Origin of the sequence: Brevundimonas sp. (assembly GCF_013912065.1) — a bacterium.
GTDB lineage: Bacteria > Pseudomonadota > Alphaproteobacteria > Caulobacterales > Caulobacteraceae > Brevundimonas.
The window spans coordinates 301,201-320,588 of record NZ_JACESA010000001.1 but is presented as its reverse complement, the minus strand read 5'-3'; the positions used below and the strand labels follow the sequence as shown (position 1 = coordinate 320,588).

The window sequence follows — 19,388 nt, the reverse complement described above, 5'->3', positions numbered from 1 at the left end:
CCGACCCGTGCATGGCGTTTGGGGCGCGTCCTCGACGCACCAGTTTCATTCCAGGCCTCCCCAAGGTTAAGTCATGACCGATCAGTCCGCCCAGGAACCCACCATGGAGGAGATCCTGGCGTCGATTCGCCGGATCATCTCGGAAGACGATGCACCGGCCGAGACCCCGCCGGCCGCGGCGACGCCTGAACCGGCTCCCGCCCCTGAACCGGAACCCGTCGCGGCGGCCGAACCCACGCCCGAGCCCGAGCCGGCCCCGGTCGAGAATATTTTCGCGGCCCCGGCCGAGCCGGCGCCCGAGCCCGCAGCCGCTGAAGACGACGTGCTGGAACTGACCGAACTCTATGAAGGACCGCCTTCGGAGACCATCGGCGATCTCGATATCGTCGAGACCGCGCCCGAGCCCGAGGCCCCGGCCGAGACGTCCGCTCCGGAGCCCGCGCCGGCCTATGATTCCCTGGTCGGCGAAAGCGCGGCCGCCAGCGCCGCCTCGGCCTTCGCCGGTCTCGCCGCCTCGTTCAAGAAGCCCGAAGCCGCGCCGGCCGGCGGCTCCGGCGAGATGCCTTTCGTCAGCGGCAACACGGTCGAGGCCATGGTCGCCGAGATGCTGCGTCCGCTTCTGAAGGACTGGCTGGACAGTAATCTGCCCGGCATCGTCCAGGCGGCGGTGCAGAAGGAAGTCGAACGCATCGCGCGCAGCGCCTAGCCCTTCGCTTCACCGAAGACTAATCGAGGGGCGGCTCCTGCAGGGGCCGCCCTTTGTCATTCGAGGCCCGTGCGTCGCCGCACGCCAACGCTCAAAGAAGACCCATGCTCGAGAAGACCTTCGAACCCCAGGCCGCCGAACCCCGCCTCTACGCCCAGTGGGAAGAGAGCGGCCTGTTCGCGCCCAAGACAGAGGGAGCGGCAGGCGCCTATTCGATCGTCATCCCGCCGCCGAACGTCACGGGCAGCCTGCATGTCGGCCATGCGCTGAACAATACGCTGCAGGACATCCTGGCCCGCTATCACCGGATGAAGGGCAAGGCGGTGCTGTGGCTGCCGGGCACGGACCATGCCGGCATCGCCACCCAGATGGTGGTCGAACGCCAGCTGGCGGCGAGCGGAAACGTCGGGCGGCGCGACATGGGCCGCGACGCCTTCATCGACAAGGTCTGGGAATGGAAGGCTGAGTCGGGCGGGGCCATCGTGCAGCAGCTGCGTCGTCTGGGCGCGTCCTGCGACTGGAGCCGCGAACGGTTCACCCTGGACGAGGGGCTGAACGCCGCCGTCCGCAAGGTCTTCGTCCAGTTGCACAAGGAAGGCCTGATCTATCGTGACAAGCGGCTGGTGAACTGGGATCCGCATTTCCAGACCGCCATTTCGGACCTGGAGGTCGAGCAGCGCGAGGTCGATGGGGCCTATTGGCATTTCGCCTATCCGCTGGCCGACGGCGTGACCTATGAGCATCCGGTCGCCTTCGACGAGGACGGCAAGGCGACGGAATGGGAGACGCGCGACTTCATCGTGGTGGCGACGACCCGGCCGGAGACCATGCTGGGCGACACCGGCGTTGCGGTCCATCCCGAGGACGAGCGGTACAAGGGGCTGGTCGGCCAGTTTGTGACCCTGCCCATCGTCGGGCGTCGCATTCCCATCGTCGCCGACGACTATGCCGATCCGACCAAGGGGTCGGGCGCGGTGAAGATCACGCCGGCGCACGATTTCAACGACTTCGGCGTCGGCAAGCGGGCGGGGCTGCCGTCGCTGAACATCCTGGACGCCTTCGGACGGATCACCGACGTGGATACGCCGGACGTGCCCGGCGACTATGTCGGTCTCGACCGGTTCGCCGCGCGCAAGGCCATCGTCGCCCGCGCCGAGGAAGAGGGCTGGCTGCGCGAGATCGAGAAGACCAAACACCTCGTCCCGCACGGCGACCGGTCGGGCGTGGTCATCGAGCCGTGGCTGACGGACCAGTGGTACGTCGACGCCCATGTCCTGGCCCAGCCGGCGCTGAAGGCGGTGGAGCAGGGCGAGACGGTGTTCGAGCCGAAGTCGTACGAGAAGATCTATTTCGAGTGGCTGCGCAACATCGAGCCCTGGTGCATCAGCCGCCAGCTGTGGTGGGGACACCGCATCCCCGCCTGGTATGGGCCGGGCGGCGAGATCTATGTCGCCGAGACCGAGGAAGACGCCCGCGAACTGGCGATGGCGGACTATGATTCCGAGGTCGCCTTGACCCAGGACGAGGATGTTCTGGACACCTGGTTCAGCTCGGCCCTATGGCCGTTCTCGACCATGGGCTGGCCTGAGAAGACCGAGGATCTGCAGCGGTTCTATCCGACCAGCGACCTGGTGACGGCGGCGGACATCATCTTCTTCTGGGTCGCCCGGATGATGATGATGGGGCTCCACTTCATGGATGAGGTTCCGTTCAAACGGGTCATCATCAACGGCCTGGTCCGCGACGAGAAGGGCCAGAAGATGTCTAAGTCCAAGGGGAACGTCATCGACCCGCTGGGCATCATCGACGAACTGGGCGCCGATCCGTTGCGCTTCACCATGGCCATTCTGTCGGGCACGCGCGACATCAAGCTGTCGAAGCAACGGATTGAAGGCTATCGGAATTTCGGCACCAAACTGTGGAACGCCGCCCGCTTCAGCCAGATGAACGAGGCGCGTCGTGTCGAGGGCTTCGATCCCGCGACTGTCGAACAGACGATCAACCGCTGGATCCGGGGCGAACTGACCAAGGCCGAGCGCGCCGTGTCCGAAGCCGTCGAGGGCGGACGGTTCGACGATGCGGCGGGCGCCCTGTACCGGTTCGTCTGGAACGTCTTCTGCGACTGGTATCTGGAACTGGCCAAGCCGGTCTTCCAGGGCGCCGACGAGGCCGCCAAGGCCGAGACGCGGGCCATGACCGCCTGGACGCTGGACCAGACGCTGAAACTGCTGCACCCGGTCATGCCCTTCATCACCGAGGAGCTGTGGGCCGAACTGGGCAAGGAAGGGCCGCCTCGCGAGACCCTGCTGATCGGCGCCGAATGGCCGGTGCTGCCGGACGATTTCGTCGACGCCTCGGCCGAGGCCGAGATCGGCTGGCTGGTCGATCTGGTCGGCGAGATCCGCGCCCTGCGCGCCGAGATGAACGTGCCGCCCTCGGCCAAGCCGCCGCTGGCCTTCGTCGCCCCCGACACGGTCACGGCCGAGCGAATCGCCCGTCACCGTGACCTGATCCTGACCCTGGGTCGCGTGTCCGAGCTGTCGTCGGCCGAGGCCGCGCCGACCGGCGCCGTCACCTTCGTGTCGGGCGGATCGACGGCGGCCCTGTCGCTGGCCGGGATCATCGATCTGACCGCCGAACGGGCGCGTCTGGAGAGGGAGATCGCCGTCTTCGAGAGCGATATCGGCCATGTGAACAAGAAGCTGGGCAATCCCAATTTCGTGTCGCGCGCGGCGCCGGAAGTCGTCGACGAACAGCGGGCCAAGCTGGCCGAAGCCGAGACAGGCAAGGCCAGGCTGCAGGCGGCGCTGGCGCGGCTCAGCGAGATCGGATGAGGCTGGATCAGCTTCTTGTCGCGCGCGGCCTGGCGGAAAGCCGGGCCAAGGCCAAGGCGGCCATCGAGGCCGGCGGCGTGACCGTGGACGGGATCGCCGCCAAGGGGGCGTCCCAGACGGTCGGCACGGATGCGGTGATCGCCTATGCCGACGCCCACCGCTGGGTCGGGCGGGGCGCCCTGAAGCTGGATCACGCCCTGGGCCTGTGGCCGGTCGCGGTCGAGGGCCGGGTGGTGCTGGACGTCGGCGCCTCGACGGGGGGCTTCACCGAGGTCTGTCTGGAGCGGGGGGCGGCGAAGGTGTTCGCGGTCGATGTCGGCTTCGGCCAGATGCACGACCGGGTCGCGGCCGACCCGCGCGTGGTCAATCTGGAACGGACAGATGCGCGCGACCTGACGCCCGAGTCGATCCCGGACGCGCCGTCGCTGATCGTCTGCGACGCCAGCTTCATCAGCCTGATCAAGGTGTTGCCGGCCGCGCTCAATCTGGGGGCCCCGGACGCGGACTTGATCACCCTGGTCAAGCCGCAGTTCGAGGCCGACGGGCCCGGCGGCGGCAAGAAAGGCGTGGTCAAGGACCCGCAGGCTCACGCGGCCGCTGTTGCGCGGGTCGAGGACTGGCTGGAGGCGATGGGCTGGACCGTTCAGGCGACGACTGAAAGCCCCATCACCGGCGGCGACGGCAATATCGAGTTCCTGCTCTGGGCGAAGCGATAGCCCGCCTAAAAGCCGGCTCAAGCAGGCCGAAGGCCGATAGCCCACCTGGAATTAGAAACCGCCGGAGGACTGATCCTCCGGCGGCTCCCGTCACGTCGTCGACGACAGGGGGGCTGAATTAGTCGACGACGCGATAGCGGCCGTACTGGTCGGGGCAGGTGCGCACATAGCGCGTGTCCGTGCGACCATCGGGCAGACGGATCTGGCTCTCGGCCAGGCGGCATCCGTCGGAATTCTGATAGGGGGCGACCGGGCGGCTGCGCTCGTCGTAATAGCCGCGGTCCTGGGCGTAATCGTCGCGCCGGTCGTCGTAGCGATAGGCCTGATCGCCGGTATAACGGTCATCGTAATAGCCATAGCTCGGCTGGCCGTAGCCCTGGTCGTAATAGCCGTTCTGGCTGTACTGGGCCTGATAGCTGCGGCAGGCGTCGGAGCTGGAGCGGCCGACCTGCGATCCGACCACGGCGCCCAGGACCCCGCCCAGGATGCTGCCCTCGGTGCGGCGACCACGCGCGGCCAGCTGCGAGCCGATAACGGCGCCCGCGCCCCCGCCGATCACCGCTCCGGCCCCGGTGCGGCCCTGACGCTCACGGGCGCAGGGGTCGTAGGGCTGCTGATAGCCGCGGTTGTAGTCGTAGCCGGGGGCGTAGGATCCGGTCCCGTAATTCTGGCTGTAGCCATAGCTCTGGGCCGAGGCGGCCATCGGCGCGGCGACGGCGCCGAGGGTCAGGGCCGCGACGGCGGCGAGGGACGTGGTGGAAAGGCGCATCTTCAACCCCTTGTGGTCGGACGTTCAGTGATGGGCTGAACGGCTGGACCGGCTGTCTGTTGCATGGAGGTCTAGGCCTTCGAAGCTGAATGGCTTTTGAGCGGGCCGTTCATCTTCGTTCATGTTTCTGGGGGCTGTCGCGCTACGCGCGACTTGAGCGGATTCTTGAGGGGGCTACCGCGCTACTTGAGCCCGAGTGGAGCGCAGGCCTTCTCGCTGAGGGGTTTGGCAGGCCGCTTGGCGTCTGGGGACGGCGCGGCTAGAAGCCGGCGATGCAGACTTTCACCATCAGCCGCGTCGGCGGACAGGGCGACGGAATCGTCGAGACGCCGGAGGGGCCGATCTTTGCGGGCCTGACCTTGCCGGGCGAGACGGTGCGAGGGGAGGTCAGCGACGGGCGGCTGGAGCAGGTCGAGATCGTCGCCGCCAGCCCCGACCGGATCGCGCCGGTCTCGCCCCAGTATGGCGACTGCGGCGGCTGTTCGCTGCAGCACTGGGCGGACGGACCCTATCTGGAGTGGAAGCGCGAACAGGTGCGGCTGGCCCTGTCGCGCGAGCGGATCGAGACCGAGATCGAGCCGACCGTGGCGACGCCGGCGGGGACGCGGCGGCGGGTGGCCCTGCATGCGCGGCGGACCGAGGACGGGCGGGTGGTGCTGGGCTTCAAGGCGCGGCGGTCGTGGCGGCTGGTCGAGGTGCGCCAGTGCCCGGTGGCCGATCCCCGCATCGTGGCGGCCATCCCCGCCCTGGCCGAGGTGGCGGCGGCCTTTCTGGAACATCCGAAATCGGCGCCGACCCTGCATGTGACCTGGACCCTGACGGGGCTGGACGTCGATGTGACGGGGGTCGAGCGGCGCTCGGGCGGGGGGCTGTCGGCCGACGCCCAGATGCAGGCGATAGCGGCGGCGCACCGGGCGGACCTGGCGCGGTTGAGCCTGGCGGGGGATGCGCTGGTGATGGCGCGTCAGCCGAAGGTCGGCTTCGGTCCCGCGATCGTGTCCCTGCCGGCCGGGGGCTTTCTGCAAGCCGTGCCCCAAGCCGAGGCGGCCATGGTCGAGCGGGCCGTGGCGGCGGTGAAGGGGGGCAAGAAGATCGCCGACCTGTTCTGCGGCGCTGGGACCTTCACCTTCCCGCTGGCGACGGTGGCGCCGGTGATCGCGGCCGACGCCTCAAAGGCCGGGATCGAGGCGCTGAAAGCCGGCGTGGGCTCGGCCAAGGGGATGAAGGCGATCACGGCCGAGGCGCGCGACCTGTTTCGGCGACCGCTGACCCCCTATGATCTGAAGGGCTGCGACGCCATCGTGTTCGATCCGCCGCGCGCGGGCGCCATCGACCAGACGGCCCAGATCGCCGGGACCAAGGCCGGGGTGGTGGTCGGGGTGTCGTGCAACCCCCAGACCTTCGCCCGCGACGCGCGGGTGCTGATCGACGCCGGGTTCCGGCTGGAGCGGGTCACGCCGGTGGACCAGTTCCTGTGGTCGGCCCATGTCGAACTGGTGGGAATATTCAGGCGATGACGATGAGCGACGATGCGAACGACGAGGACGGCGGCGGTTTCGACGCGGACGACTGGAGCCGGCTGACGCCCTTCGTCGGCGCGGTGGCGACCCTGGACGACGTCCAGGCGCGCCGGGCCGTCTTCGCCCTGGCCGAGACCGACGATCCGCGCCCGATCGTCATGGACCTGCCCCAGCCGGTGATCTGGTGGGACGACGACGGCGAACAGGCGGCCGTGGCGGTTCAGGCCGAGACCCATCTGGGGCCGGACGGCGAGGAGATGGAGATCCTGGGCCTGATCCTGCCGGACGGGGAAGGGGCGGTCGCCCTGATGGAGGACGTCGATCTGGTGGACGACACGGATCCGACCTGGCGCGATCTGGTGACGCGGGCGATCGATCCGTCGGCGGCCGGCGATGACTAGGCCCTGATCGAGGGGCTTACCTCTGTCTGCGAATTGCACTGCAATGAAAAACCAGTGCAACCTGTACAATCGGCCGTTACCGTATTGTTTTTATGACGAAAAATATGACGGCTCAATTGCACTGTGCAAGAGAGTGCAATTTCGGCGGCTATGGTGGTGGAAGCGGCTCATCCTCCGTCGGCGCAATCGCGATGTCAAAGACCAGAGCCGGAACATAACACCGTACGGCAGGGCGCCGGGTTGATTGCCGGTTTTTGAATTGAAGCTGCTGAAAAGACGGCGGATCGTCTTCGAAATTAGGAGGGTTGGCGCTCTCACGCCGACCGCTCCGTCCGCAATGCCCGGCTAGCCGAACAAATCGAGTTGCGGTCGGGCGTCGGCGGGAACGCGGAACTGGGTCTCGTCCAGCGGGCGAAGCGGCGTGTCGAGGCCGTAGCGTTTGACCGCCGCCTTGAAGCGGGCGCCGATCAGTTCGGCGACGGGGCCGGTTCCCTTCATCCGCTGGGACCAATCGGCGTCATAGTCCTTGCCGCCCCGCGTCTGGCGGATCAGCGACATGACCCGCGCGGCCCGGTCCGGGCGGGCGTCGGCCAGCCATTCGCGGAACAGGTCCTTGATTTCCAGAGGCAGGCGGAGGGTGACATACATGGCCCGGGTCGCCCCGGCCTTGGCCGCCGCCTCCAGAACGGACTCCAGTTCGTGGTCGTTCAGGCCGGGAATGACCGGGGCGAAACCGACCCCGACGGGACAGCCGGCGTCGGCGAGCCGGCTGATGGCCTCCAGACGTTTTGCGGGGGTCGAGGCGCGCGGCTCCATCGCTCTCGCCAGGCCCCGGTCCAGGGTGGTGATGGAGACGAAGGCCGAGGCCAGGCCGGCCTGACCCATGGGACCCAGGATGTCGGCGTCCCGCGCGATCAGCACCGACTTGGTGATGATGCTGAACGGATGTCTAAATCGTTGCATGACCTCGAGGATCGACCGCGTCGATTTCAGATCGCGCTCGACCGGCTGATAGGGGTCGGTGTTGCCGCCTATGTGGATGCGCTTGCACCGGTATCGGGGGGCGAGGAAGGCCTGTTCCAGCAGACGCGCGGCCTCGGGCTTGAAGAAGATCCGGCTCTCGAAATCCAGGCCCGGGGATAGGCCCATCCAGGCATGGGACGGACGGGCGTAGCAGTAGATACAGCCATGTTCGCAACCTTTGTATGGGTTGATGGAGCGGTCGAAGCCGATGTCGGGACTGTCGTTCTTGGCGATGATGGTGCGGGCGTGTTCGGGCGTGAGGGTGGTGCGCAGCGGCGCGGCCTCGGCGTCGTCACGCGTCCAGCCGTCGTCGAACTCAACCTGCTGCTCGGGCTCGTAACGGCCTGTGGCATTCGAACGCGCGCCTCTTCCCTTGGCGGTCTGCATGTCGGGCATAGTGGAATGGACGTAAGAACAAAGCAAGAACAATTGTCCGAGCAAGGCCTCTCCACCCGGCGTCGCGCTTGCCCTTGCAGAACACAGGCCTTAGGGCTCCGCGCCTTGATCAATGATTCAGGGAGCGGTCGATGACCCTCGCACTTCTGTTTCCGGGACAGGGCAGCCAGGCCGTCGGCATGGGCGCGCAACTGGCCGACGCCTTCCCCGCCGCCCGCGACGTCTTCGCCGAGGTGGACGAGGCCCTGGGCCAGAAACTGTCGGTGCTGATGCGCGAAGGGCCAGAGGATCAGCTGACCCTGACCGAGAACGCCCAACCCGCCCTGATGGCGGTGTCGATGGCGGCGATCCGGGCGTTGAAGGTCGAGTTCGGTTTCGATGTGACGACGGCGGCCTATGTGGCCGGTCACTCGCTGGGCGAATATTCGGCCCTGGCGGCGGCGGGCGCGATCTCGCTGTCCGACACGGCGCGACTGCTGAAGCTGCGCGGACAGGCGATGCAGCGCGCCGTGCCGGTGGGGCAGGGGGCGATGGCCTCGCTGATCGGTCCCAAGACCGACCTAGCCCTGGCCGAGGCCGCGGCGGCGGCGGGCGCTGAAGTGGGCGTCTGCGTGGTCGCCAATGACAACAACGCCGGCAATATCGTCATCTCCGGCGAGAAGGCGGCTGTGGACCGGGCCATCGAGAAGGCCAAGGAACTGGGCGCGCGGGCCATCCCGCTGAACGTCTCGGCGCCCTTCCACTGCCCGCTGATGCAGCCGGCGGCGGACGAGATGGCGGCGGCCCTGGCGGCGGCGACGATCCTGGCGCCCGCTGTGCCCGTGGTGGCCAATGTGTTGGCGCGGCCCGAGAGCGATCCCGAGGTCATTCGTCGTTTGCTGGTCGAACAGGTGACCGGCCGGGTGCGCTGGCGCGAGAGCATGGAGTGGATGGCGACTGAAGGTGGGGCGACCCGCTTCGTCGAGATCGGCTCGGGCAAGGTCCTGACCGGCATGGCCAAGCGGATCGCGCCGGAGGCCGAGAGCCTGCCGCTGAATACGCCGGAAGAACTGGAAGCCTTCGCGAAGAGCCTTTGATCCTTCTCCCCTTGCGGGAGAAGGTGGCGCGCGAAGCGTGACGGATGAGGGGTTTCGCCGGTGGAGCCGGATGACCCTATAACCATTAACCGGAGGGGTCCGCATGACCCCTCATCCGGCCCTACGGGCCACCTTCTCCCGCAAGGGGAGAAGGATAGGAGAGGGAACAGATGTTCAATCTTGCAGGCAAGACCGCGCTGGTGACCGGCGCGACGGGCGGGATCGGCGGGGCGGTGGCGCGGGCGCTGCACGCCCAAGGCGCGACCGTGGTGCTGTCGGGCACGCGCGAGGCGGTGCTGGCGGATCTGGCCAAGGAACTGGGGGAGCGGGCGTATTTCGCCACGGCGAACCTGTCGGACCCCGAGTCGGTCGATAATCTGGTCGCTGCGGCCGAGGCGGCGGCGGGGGCGCCGCTGGATATTCTGGTGGCCAACGCGGGCATCACCAAGGACGGCCTGCTGATGCGGATGAAGGACGAGGACTTCCAGTCCGTCCTGACCGTCAATCTGGAAAGCTATTTCCGCCTGACCCGCGCGGCGGTGAAGGGGATGATGAAGCGGCGTTCGGGGCGAATCATCGGCGTGACCTCGGTCGTGGGCGTGACCGGCAACCCCGGTCAGACCAATTATTCGGCGTCCAAGGCGGGGATGATCGGCTTTTCCAAGTCGCTGGCGCAGGAGGTCGGGTCGCGCGGGATCACGGTCAACTGTATCGCGCCGGGCTTCATCGCCTCGCCGATGACTGATGTGCTGAACGACCAGCAGCGCGAGGCGATTCTGGGTCGGATTCCGGCCGGTCGGCTGGGCACGGGCGACGAGATCGCCGCCGCCGCCGTCTATCTTTCGTCGAACGAAGCCGCCTATGTGACGGGCCAGACCCTGCATGTGAACGGCGGCATGGCGATGATCTGATCGCGATCACGACACGCAACAGACTATTTCCCGCCCGAAAGCCTGTGCTAAAGGGCAGGAACGCATCGGCGTTTCAGGCTTTCGGGCTTGCATCGCCGCCGCTGCCGTGAGACGGCGATTTTTGAAGCTACCCCCGCCTCTACGGCGATTTTAAACAGGCAGAGAGACACTCATGTCCGACACCCTCGAGCGCGTTCGCAAGATCGTCATCGACCACCTGGACGCCGATCCGGACAAGGTCACGGAAAAGGCCAGCTTCATCGACGACCTGGGCGCCGACTCGCTCGACAACGTCGAGCTGGTGATGGCCTTCGAAGAAGAATTCGACATCGAGATCCCGGATGACGCCGCCGAGCACATCCAGACGGTCGGCGATGCGGTCAAGTTCATCGACGAAAAGTCGGCGGGCTGATTTCAGCCCCGGCTGGCAGCCGAACAGGCTGACGGTTCATAGGGCCGCCCGGCGCTCCTAGCGGAGACGCCCGGCGGCCTTTACTGTTTCTGACCCCCGCGAATCCCCATGTGATTCCTTGGGATCGGACTGGAGTTGAAGGAGCACGCACCATGCGCCGCGTCGTCGTTACGGGCATCGGTCTGCTGACCCCCCTTGGCTGGGGTGTCGAGAAGAGCTGGAAAGGCATCGTCGACGGGCGGTCGGGCATCGGTCCGATCACCTCGTTCGACACCGAGGGCTATGGCTGCACCATCGCCGGCGAAGTGCCGAGCGTGGACGGGCGCGGCGGCGGCGGCGAGGGCGACTTCGACCCCGAAAAGATCATGTCCGTCAAGGACAGGAAGCGCGTCGACGACTTCATCCTGTACGCCATAGCGGCGGCGGACGAGGCCCTGCACGACGCCAACTGGAAGCCCGAGACCGACGAGGACAAGGAACGGACCGGGGTCATGGTCGGCTCCGGCATCGGCGGCCTGGGTCCCATAGCCGAGACGGCCATCGTGCTGAAGGAACAGGGCGTGCGCCGCGTCAGCCCCTTCTTCATCCCCAGTGCCCTGATCAATCTGGCCGGCGGCCAGATATCGATCCGTCACGGGCTGAAGGGACCGAACCATGCGGCGGTCACGGCCTGCGCCACCGGCGCCCACGCCATCGGCGACGCGGCGCGGATGATTGCGCTGGACGACGCCGACGTGATGGTGGCGGGCGGGGCCGAAAGCTCGGTCGTGCCGATCGGCATCGCCGGCTTCCTGGCCTGCAAGGCCCTGTGCACCGCCTATAACGACACGCCCGAGAAGGCGTCGCGTCCCTATGACAAGGGCCATGCCGGCTTCATCATGGGCGAGGGCGCCGGCATCCTGGTGCTGGAAGAATACGAACACGCCAAGGCGCGCGGGGCCAAGATCTACGCCGAGGTCGTCGGCTATGGCATGAGCGGCGACGCCCATCATATCACCGCCCCGTCCGAGGACGGCGAGGGCGGGCTGCGGGCCATGAAGATGGCGCTGAAGCGCGCGGGCATGCAGCCGTCGGATCTCGACTACGTCAACGCCCACGGCACCTCGACCATGGCGGACTGGATCGAGTTGAAGGCTATCGAACGGCTGGCCGGCGATCATGCGAAGAACCTGTCGGTGAGTTCGACCAAGTCGATGACCGGCCACCTGCTGGGCGCGGCGGGGGCCATTGAGGCGGCCTTCTGTGTTCTGGCGATCCGGGATCAGGTGGCGCCGCCGACGATCAATCTGGAAGACCCGGAAATGGAAACGCCGATCGACCTAGTCCCGAACAAGGCCAAGCCGATGAAGATCGATGTCGCCATGTCCAACAGTTTCGGCTTCGGAGGCACCAACGCCTCGGTGATCTTCAAGAAGGTCGACTGACATGTTCGGACGGGGGCGGGGGAAGAGCGTGCAGGGGCGGTCGGGTCTGACGGTGACCTTGCTGACCGCCTCGGCGACCTTCAGCCTGTTCCTGATCGCCGCCCTGGCCATCGTCTGGGGCGTCTATTACGGCCCCGGACCCGGCGCGCGCCAGGGCGACAAGACCGTGGTGACCCTGGCCAGCGGGTCGGGCGTCTCTGCCATCGCCGCCCAGCTGAAGGCCGCAGGGGTGATCCGTTCGACCGATCTGTTCAAGGCGGCCGCGACCTTCACCGGCGCCGATCGTAGGCTGAGGGCCGGCGAATACGAGGTGCCGTCCGGCGCGTCGCTGGGCGGGGTGCTGAAGCTGTTGGTCGAGGGCCGGGTGGTGCGCCATTTCGTGACCCTGCCGGAAGGCTGGTCGTCGGCCCAGGCGGTCGACATCCTGATGAAGGAGCCGGTGCTGACCGGCGCGGTCGAGACGACGCCCGAGGAAGGCAGTCTGTGGCCGGACACCTATGAAGTATCGCGCGGCGACACCCGCCAGTCGGTGATCGACCGCATGCAGCGGGCCGCCGACGAGAATCTGCGCCTGCTGTGGACCCAGCGTGGGCCGGGAACCGTCGTGCGCAATCCTGAGGAGGCCGTGATCCTGGCTTCGATCGTCGAGAAGGAAACCGGGCTGGCGGCCGAACGTCCGCGCGTGGCGGCGGTCTTTTCCAACCGGCTGCGTCAGGGGATGCGGCTGGAGAGCGATCCGACCATCGTTTACGGCCTGACCCAGGGACGTCCGTTGGGGCGGGGCATTCGGCGCTCGGAACTGCAGCGCCAGACGCCCTGGAACACCTATCAGATCGACGGCCTGCCGCCGACGCCCATCGCCAATCCAGGCAAGGAGGCGCTGCAGGCGGTGCTGAATCCGCCGGCGGACCGGGCGATCTTCTTCGTCGCGGACGGGACGGGCGGACACGCCTTCGCCGCCACCTATGACGAGCATCTGCAGAACGTGGCGCGCTGGCGTCAGATCGAGCGCCAGAAGGCCGGGCTGCCGCCGGAAGCGCCGGTCCCGCTGGCGCCGGGCGCCAGCGCCGCCCCCATGACGACCCCGACCGACCAGACCGCCGCCGCTCCCGAGGGACAGGCGACGATCACTCTTCCGGCCGGTGCGACGCAGGCCCAGAGATGAGCGCTCTTTCAGGCATGACCGGCTTCGGCCGGGCGGACGGCGCCGGTGAGGGCTGGACCTGGTCCGTCGAGGCGCGGTCGGTCAATGGACGCAATCTGGAAATCCGGTTCCGGGGGCCGAACGGCTTCGACGCCCTGGAGCGCTCGACCAAGACGGCGGGGCAGGCGCGGTTCGCTCGCGGTCAGATCAGCGTCGGCGTCCAGGCCAAACGGGACGCGGCGGGCGAGGCGGCGGTCACGATCAACGCCCCCGTCCTGGCCCGCTATCTGACCCTGGCCAACGAACTGGCCGAGGATGGAGCCACGCCCCCGTCCGCCGACGGTCTGCTGGCTCTGCGCGGCGTGATCGAGGCGCCCGAGGAGGTGGACGATCCCGAGGCCCGTGCGGCGCTTGAGGCGGCCATGCTCGGGACGGTCGAGCGGGCGCTGGACGCGCTGAAGGTCTCGCGTCTGAACGAAGGCGCGCAGCTGACGCCGGTGATCGAGGATTTCATCGCCCGGATCGAGGCGCTGGTCGCCCAGGCCGAAAGCGAGGCCGCCGCCCAGGTCGAGGCCATCCGCGATCGTTTCACGCGCCGGATCACCGAACTGGCGCCCGATGCGCCGGGTCTGGAAGACCGCATCTTCCTGGAAGCCGCGGCGCTGGCGACCAAGGCGGACGTGCGCGAGGAGCTGGATCGGCTCGCGGCTCATGTGTCCTCGGCCCGCCAGTTGGTCGTTTCCGCGCCTGCCGGACGAAAACTTGACTTCCTGCTGCAGGAATTCATGCGGGAAGCCAACACCCTGTGCTCGAAATCGGCTACGACCGCGCTCACCGGAATCGGCCTGGAGCTCAAGGCCGTCATCGAACAGTTGCGTGAGCAGGTCCAGAATGTCGAATGAACGCACGCCCCGCCGGGGCGTCCTCCTGATCGTCGCCAGCCCTTCGGGCGCCGGCAAGACGTCGCTGTGTCGCCGGCTGATGGCCGATCACGGCGGACTGGAGCTGTCCGTCTCCATGACGACGCGCGGCATTCGGCCGGGCGAGGTCGACGGGCGGGACTATAATTTCGTCGATCGCGATCGTTTCCAGCGACTGGTCGAGGCCGACGCCTTCCTCGAATGGGCCGATGTGCACGGCAATCTGTACGGCAGTCCGCGCGGCCCGGTGGATCGCGCCCTGGCCGAGGGCCGGGACGTCCTGTTCGACATCGACTGGCAGGGCGCCCGCGACGTGGCCGAGAAATGCCCGGAAGACGCGGTGCGCGTCTTCATCCTGCCGCCCAGTCTGGAAGAACTGCGCCGCCGACTGGTGACCCGGTCGCAGGATTCCGACGACGTCATCGAACGCCGCGTGTCCAACGCCAAGGGCGAGATCGAACACTGCGACGCCTTCGATTATGTGATCGTCAACGAGGATTTCGACCGGTCCTACGCCGAACTGGCCCACATCTATCATGCGGAACGATCACGCCGATTCCGCAACCTGTGGGTGGGAGATTACAAGGCCGCCCTGCTGCGGGAACCTGTGTGATAGAGCAACGACACCGCGACCGGCGGGGGTATCCTAATCGCGATGTCGTCTTCGGCCCTACGCAACTAACCGGTTTATAGCGCGGTGCAGATTCCAGAGGGTAAATTTCAACCTATGGATGATTGCTTAGGGGATGGTCCGTGTCGTCGCTCAGAGCGGCGGCTGGGCCGCGAACCAGGGTTTGAGTCGCGTCAAAGCCTCCTCGATTTCGGGCGTGGACAAGGCGAAGCTTAGCCGGATAAAGCGTCCGCCATCCACCGGGTCGAAATCGACGCCCGGAGCCGTCGCCACGCCGGTGTCGCGCAAGAGTTGTTCGCAGAAGGCCGCGCTGTCTTCGGTCAGGTGTCCGATATCGGCCCATATGTAAAAGGCGCCGTCAGGCGGCGCGATCTTTCTCAGACCCATGGCGGGCAGGGCTTCCAGCATCAGCTGTCGATTGCGGCGGTAGGTGTCGATATGGGCTTCCAGCTCGTCCACGGCGTCCATCGCCACCAGTCCGGCGTGCTGGCTGAGACTGGGCGGGGTCAGGAACATGTTGCCGATATAGGCGCGGGCGGCGTCGATCCGGGTCTGTGGCACCAGCAGCCAGCCCAGGCGCCAGCCGGCCATGCTCCAGTATTTGGAGAAGCTGTTGATCACCATGGCGTCGGGCGCGAACTGCAGCATGGACGGCGTGGGGCCGACATAGGACAGGCCGTGATAGATCTCGTCCGAGACGATGGCGATGTCGCGGGCGCGGCAGACCTGGGCGATGGCGCCCAGTTCGGCCTCCGGGATAATCGTGCCGGTCGGGTTGGCGGGGCTGGCGATGATGAGGCCGGCCGGAGCGGGATCCAGCGCCTGGATCTGGTCGGCAGTCAGCTGGAACCGGGTTTCCGGACCGCAGGCGATCTCGACCGGCTCCAGATGCAGGGCGCGCAGGGTGTTGCGATAGGCGACATAGCCAGGCCGGGCCAGGGCGATGCGGTCGCCAGGCTTGAACCGCGTGCTGAGCGCCAGAACCAGGGCCGGCGAGGCGCCGCAGGTCAGCAGGATACGGTCTGGATCGACCGTGACGCCGTAGCGGTCGTCATACAGGCGGGCGATGCGGGCGCGCAGGTCGGGGCTTTCCCAATAGCCCATGCCGTCCTGATCCAGCACCTGATGGGCGCGGGCGATGGCGGCGGCGGGCGCGCCGGTCGAGGGCTGACCGAACTCCATATGGATGATCGACCGGCCTTCGGATTTCAGCCGGTGCGCCAGGCGGCTGACGGTGATGGCGCGGAAGGGTTCGACGGTCATGCCTGAGCCTTGGGGAGCGCATCCGCCAGACGAAGGAAGCCCGCGACGTCGATGGTCTCGGCGCGGGCGTCGGGTTCGATGCCGGCGGCCTCGCACAGGGTCGCGCCGCCCAGCTGCTTCAGGCTGGAGCGCAGCATCTTGCGGCGTTGGCCGAAGGCGGCGGCGGTGACGCGTTCCAGCTTCTTCAGACGCTCGGGCGACGGGCGCTCGTCCAGTGGGATCAGGTGCACCACGGCGGAGGCCACCTTGGGCGGCGGGGTGAAGGCGGCGGCGGGCAGGTGCATGACGATGCGGGCGGTGCAGACGGCCTGGGAGATGACCGCCAGACGGCCGTAGGCGTCCTCGCCCGGGCCTGCGGCGACCCGTTCGGCGACTTCCTTCTGGAACATCAGGGTCAGGCTGTAGGGCAGCCACGGGCCGGTCAGCCATTTGATCAGAAGGGCGGTGCCGACGTTGTAGGGCAGGTTGGAGACCAGGTGGGCGGGGCCCGAGACCAGATCCGCCTCCTTCACCTTCAGGGCGTCGGCCTCGACGATGGTCAGGCGACCGGCGCCGTCGTCCAGTTCGGCCAGCAGGGGGATGAAGCGCGGATCCTTTTCGACCAGGACCACGGGCCCGGCGTCGGATTCCAGCAGGGCGCGGGTCAGGCCGCCGGGGCCGGGGCCAACCTCGATCACGGCGCGGCCGTCGAAGGGGCCGGCGAGGCGCACGATCTTGCGCGTTACATTGAGGTCCAGCAGGAAATGCTGGCCGAAGCTCTTCTTGGCCGAAAGGCCGTGGGCGTCGAGCGTTTCGCGGAGGGAGGGAAGGTCGGTCACACGCCCTGTTAGCGCGCGGCGCGAGCCTCCGCCATCTCAGAAGCCAGACGAACGGCGGCGATCAGGCTGTCGGGACGCGCGATCCCTTGACCGGCGATGTCGAAACCGGTGCCGTGGTCGGGAGAGGTGCGGATGACGGGCAGGCCCAGGGAGACATTGACCCCGCCCCAGAAGTCCAGGGTCTTGACCGGGATCAGGGCCTGGTCGTGATACATGCAGATGGCGGCGTCATAGGTCGCCCGCGCCTCGTCATGGAACAGGGTGTCGGCGGGTTTGGGGTCGGTGATGTCGATCCCCTCGGCCCGCAGACGTTCCGCGACCGGGCGCAAAATTTCGATCTCCTGACGGCCCAGGGCGCCGCCTTCGCCCGCATGCGGGTTCAGGGCGGCCATGGCCAGGCGCGGGCGGGCGATGGCGAAGTCGCGTTTCAGGCTTTCGTGAACCACCCGCGCGGTCCGGGCGACATCGTCCGCCGTGATCAGGCCCGCGACCTGGTCCAGGGCGACATGGATCGTCACCAGACAGGCGCGCAGGTCGCGCGCCGTCAGCATCATCACCGGACCCCGCGTGCCGACATAGGGAGCGTCGGCGGTCAGTTCGGCGATGAATTCGGTGTGGCCCGGAAAGCGGAAGCCCGATTCATACATCGGGGCCTTGGCGATCGGGGCGGTGACGACCCCCGACGCCTCGCCGGACAGGGCGAAACCGACGGCCTCCTCGATGCCGTCAGCGACGGCGACGGCGTTGGCGGGATCGGGCCGTCCGACGACCACCCGGGCCGGCAGGGGGCGATGGATGACGGGCAGGGCGCGTACGAAAACGTCGGCGGCGTCAGCCGGGGTTGCGACCTCGACCACGGACACGCTTTGGGCGCGCAGCAGGCCGGCGTCGCCGATGACGGCGAACGGGTGGGGTTCGCCGCGCAGCGCGGTCCAGGCGGCGGCCACGATCTCCGGCCCGACGCCGGCGGGTTCGCCCAGCGTCAGGACCAGAGGCCGGGTCATTTGAACTCGATCAGGGCGTCGTTGCGGAGGTCGCGCAGGTAGCGACGTTCCAGCACGGCGAGGTTCTGCGAGCGCAGGCGATTCTCGACCTGTTGGCGGTTCGGCGCCTCGGGACCGCCGACGCGACGGCCGCAGACGGCGACCAGGTGCAGGCCCAGGGGGGTGCGGATCGGCGTCGAGACCGAACCGATCTGTCCGGTGCGAGCGAACTGTTGGAACTGGGGCGCCAGATTGGCGACGTCGGATTCGCCGAGGTCGGCGCCGATCACGCCCTGGGTCGCGCGAGCCTGGGACAGGATGTTGTCGCAGTTCAGACCCTGGCTCAGGCCTTCCAGAGTGCGGGTGGCGGCGGCGATATCGGCCTCTGACGCCGTTTCCGGCAGTTCGACCATCACCTGTTTCAGCGACACGAGACTGGTCGCCGCGCCGTCGCGCTTGTCACGCATGTAGATGATGTAGACGCCGCCATCGACGGGAACGGGGTTGGACAACTGACCCGGCTGGAGCTGGTCGAAGATGGCCTGCAAGGCGGGCTGGACCGTGCCCTTGACCACCCAGCCGGCGTCGCCGGGGACGCGGGCCGAGGCCGAAGGGGCTGAGGAAAACTGCTGGGCCACGGCCTGGAAGGGGGCGCCCTGGATGATCTGTTGCACCAGTTGACGGGCGCCGTTCATGGCGGCCTCCTGGCCGCCGACGCGGGCGGCCTCGATGTAGATCTCACCGATCAGATACTGGGGCTGAGCCGCGGCCTCGTTGAGGCGACGGACTTCCTGGTCGACCTGTAGGGTGCTGGGCCGCGAGCGGCTGCCGAAGCGGCCGGGAACCAGCTGTTGCCAGGCGATCTCGGTGCGCAGGTTCTCGCGGAAGGCGTTGGGCTGGATGCCGCCCTGCTGGAGGAACTCCATATAGGCGGCCGGCGTCACGCCGGCCTGACGCGCCATCTGGGCGATCTCTTCGTCGATTTCCTGGTCGCTGATCCTGAGCGACTCGAATTTGGCGATCTCGGCGGCCTTCAGACGTTCTTCGATCAGACGGTTCAGCGCCGCCTGCTGGATGGCCGGCAGGTTCTGCTCGGTGGGCTGGACCTGGGACGAGGCGATCAGCATCAGCATCTGCTGACGCAGGTCGAAGCCGGTGATGATCTTGTCATTCACCGTGGCGACGATGCCGTCAGCCATCTCGAACTGGGGCGCGGGACGCGCCGCGGAAGGGCCGTCGCCCGCGGCGGGATTGGGCGCGCCGGCGACGGTCGTCTGAGGGGCGGCCGGAGCGGGCGCCGTCTGACCATAGGCCGAACCGGCGAGGAAGACCGCCGCGAGTGCGGCCCCCGTCGAAAAACGCATCAAACCCATTGGTCGTCCTGATTTCTCACAGCGGTCCATCTGCCGGGCCGGCAGCGGTCGCGCCCCCTAAGCGTCAT

Annotated in this window: 18 protein-coding genes; 12 read left to right on the top strand and 6 right to left on the bottom strand. The window is 67.6% G+C overall.

Annotation, left to right across the window (positions count from 1 at the left end; all coding sequences use genetic code 11):
* Positions 1-73 precede the first annotated feature (73 nt).
* The 3 genes from H2037_RS01520 (at position 74) to H2037_RS01510 (ending at position 4,256) form a co-directional block, all read left to right on the top strand.
* The gene (locus H2037_RS01520) at positions 74-706 is read left to right on the top strand and encodes a DUF2497 domain-containing protein (protein WP_292116767.1); all 633 of its coding nucleotides are present in this window, start codon (positions 74-76) and stop codon (positions 704-706) included.
* A gap of 104 nt (positions 707-810) precedes the next feature.
* Positions 811-3,540, top strand: a complete 2,730-nt coding sequence (locus H2037_RS01515; protein WP_292116765.1) for a valine--tRNA ligase — start codon at positions 811-813, stop codon at positions 3,538-3,540.
* The gene (locus H2037_RS01510) at positions 3,537-4,256 is read left to right on the top strand and encodes a TlyA family RNA methyltransferase (RefSeq protein ID WP_292116761.1); all 720 of its coding nucleotides are present in this window, start codon (positions 3,537-3,539) and stop codon (positions 4,254-4,256) included. Before H2037_RS01515 ends, H2037_RS01510 begins: the two co-directional genes overlap by 4 nt.
* Before the next feature lie 118 nt (positions 4,257-4,374).
* On the opposite strand, the gene H2037_RS01505 is transcribed toward H2037_RS01510, so the two are convergent.
* Positions 4,375-5,025, bottom strand: coding sequence for a glycine zipper 2TM domain-containing protein (locus H2037_RS01505; protein ID WP_292116757.1), 651 nt, complete (start codon positions 5,023-5,025; stop codon positions 4,375-4,377).
* Between the two features lie 272 nt (positions 5,026-5,297).
* Here H2037_RS01505 and H2037_RS01500 point away from each other — a divergent pair, with 272 nt between their 5' ends.
* Both H2037_RS01500 and H2037_RS01495 read left to right on the top strand, forming a co-directional pair.
* Entirely contained in the window at positions 5,298-6,542 is a 1,245-nt protein-coding gene (locus H2037_RS01500) for a class I SAM-dependent RNA methyltransferase (RefSeq protein WP_292116754.1), read from the top strand.
* Between the two features lie 2 nt (positions 6,543-6,544).
* Positions 6,545-6,946, top strand: a complete 402-nt coding sequence (locus H2037_RS01495; RefSeq protein WP_292116751.1) for a hypothetical protein — start codon at positions 6,545-6,547, stop codon at positions 6,944-6,946.
* 345 nt (positions 6,947-7,291) lie between these two features.
* On the opposite strand, the gene H2037_RS01490 is transcribed toward H2037_RS01495, so the two are convergent.
* Positions 7,292-8,356: a PA0069 family radical SAM protein gene (locus H2037_RS01490; RefSeq protein WP_292116748.1), complete on the bottom strand. Its 1,065-nt coding sequence runs from the start codon at positions 8,354-8,356 to the stop codon at positions 7,292-7,294.
* Positions 8,357-8,496: 140 nt separating this feature from the next.
* Between H2037_RS01490 and fabD the strand changes: the two genes are divergently transcribed.
* From fabD to gmk, 7 genes are all read left to right on the top strand, one after another.
* Positions 8,497-9,441, top strand: coding sequence for an ACP S-malonyltransferase (gene fabD / locus H2037_RS01485; protein WP_292116745.1), 945 nt, complete (start codon positions 8,497-8,499; stop codon positions 9,439-9,441).
* Positions 9,442-9,611: 170 nt separating this feature from the next.
* Positions 9,612-10,352: a 3-oxoacyl-[acyl-carrier-protein] reductase gene (gene fabG, locus H2037_RS01480; RefSeq protein WP_292116742.1), complete on the top strand. Its 741-nt coding sequence runs from the start codon at positions 9,612-9,614 to the stop codon at positions 10,350-10,352.
* A gap of 172 nt (positions 10,353-10,524) precedes the next feature.
* The gene (locus tag H2037_RS01475; protein WP_008264317.1) at positions 10,525-10,764 is read left to right on the top strand and encodes an acyl carrier protein; all 240 of its coding nucleotides are present in this window, start codon (positions 10,525-10,527) and stop codon (positions 10,762-10,764) included.
* A gap of 152 nt (positions 10,765-10,916) precedes the next feature.
* Positions 10,917-12,188, top strand: a complete 1,272-nt coding sequence (gene fabF, locus H2037_RS01470; RefSeq protein ID WP_292116740.1) for a beta-ketoacyl-ACP synthase II — start codon at positions 10,917-10,919, stop codon at positions 12,186-12,188.
* A 52-nt stretch (positions 12,189-12,240) separates the two neighbouring features.
* Positions 12,241-13,353: an endolytic transglycosylase MltG gene (gene mltG / locus H2037_RS01465; RefSeq protein WP_365832743.1), complete on the top strand. Its 1,113-nt coding sequence runs from the start codon at positions 12,241-12,243 to the stop codon at positions 13,351-13,353.
* Positions 13,350-14,234: a YicC/YloC family endoribonuclease gene (locus tag H2037_RS01460; protein WP_292116735.1), complete on the top strand. Its 885-nt coding sequence runs from the start codon at positions 13,350-13,352 to the stop codon at positions 14,232-14,234. Before mltG ends, H2037_RS01460 begins: the two co-directional genes overlap by 4 nt.
* Positions 14,224-14,865 (top strand): guanylate kinase, encoded by a 642-nt coding sequence (gene gmk / locus H2037_RS01455; protein ID WP_292116733.1) that lies wholly within the window; start codon positions 14,224-14,226, stop codon positions 14,863-14,865. The genes H2037_RS01460 and gmk overlap by 11 nt, the downstream gene beginning before the upstream one ends.
* A 150-nt stretch (positions 14,866-15,015) precedes the next feature.
* Here the strand turns inward: gmk and H2037_RS01450 are convergent, their stop codons facing one another.
* The 4 genes from H2037_RS01450 to H2037_RS01435 are packed head-to-tail and all read right to left on the bottom strand — an operon-like array spanning position 15,016 to position 19,311.
* Entirely contained in the window at positions 15,016-16,146 is a 1,131-nt protein-coding gene (locus tag H2037_RS01450; protein WP_292116729.1) for an aminotransferase class I/II-fold pyridoxal phosphate-dependent enzyme, read from the bottom strand.
* Complete coding sequence (gene rsmA, locus H2037_RS01445; RefSeq protein WP_292116728.1) at positions 16,143-16,964, bottom strand: 16S rRNA (adenine(1518)-N(6)/adenine(1519)-N(6))-dimethyltransferase RsmA; 822 nt, start codon at positions 16,962-16,964, stop codon at positions 16,143-16,145. The genes H2037_RS01450 and rsmA overlap by 4 nt, the downstream gene beginning before the upstream one ends.
* Before the next feature lie 8 nt (positions 16,965-16,972).
* Positions 16,973-17,968 (bottom strand): 4-hydroxythreonine-4-phosphate dehydrogenase PdxA, encoded by a 996-nt coding sequence (pdxA, locus tag H2037_RS01440; protein WP_292116725.1) that lies wholly within the window; start codon positions 17,966-17,968, stop codon positions 16,973-16,975.
* Positions 17,965-19,311, bottom strand: a complete 1,347-nt coding sequence (locus H2037_RS01435) for a peptidylprolyl isomerase (protein ID WP_292116723.1) — start codon at positions 19,309-19,311, stop codon at positions 17,965-17,967. Before H2037_RS01435 ends, pdxA begins: the two co-directional genes overlap by 4 nt.
* Between the last annotated feature and the right edge of the window lie 77 nt (positions 19,312-19,388).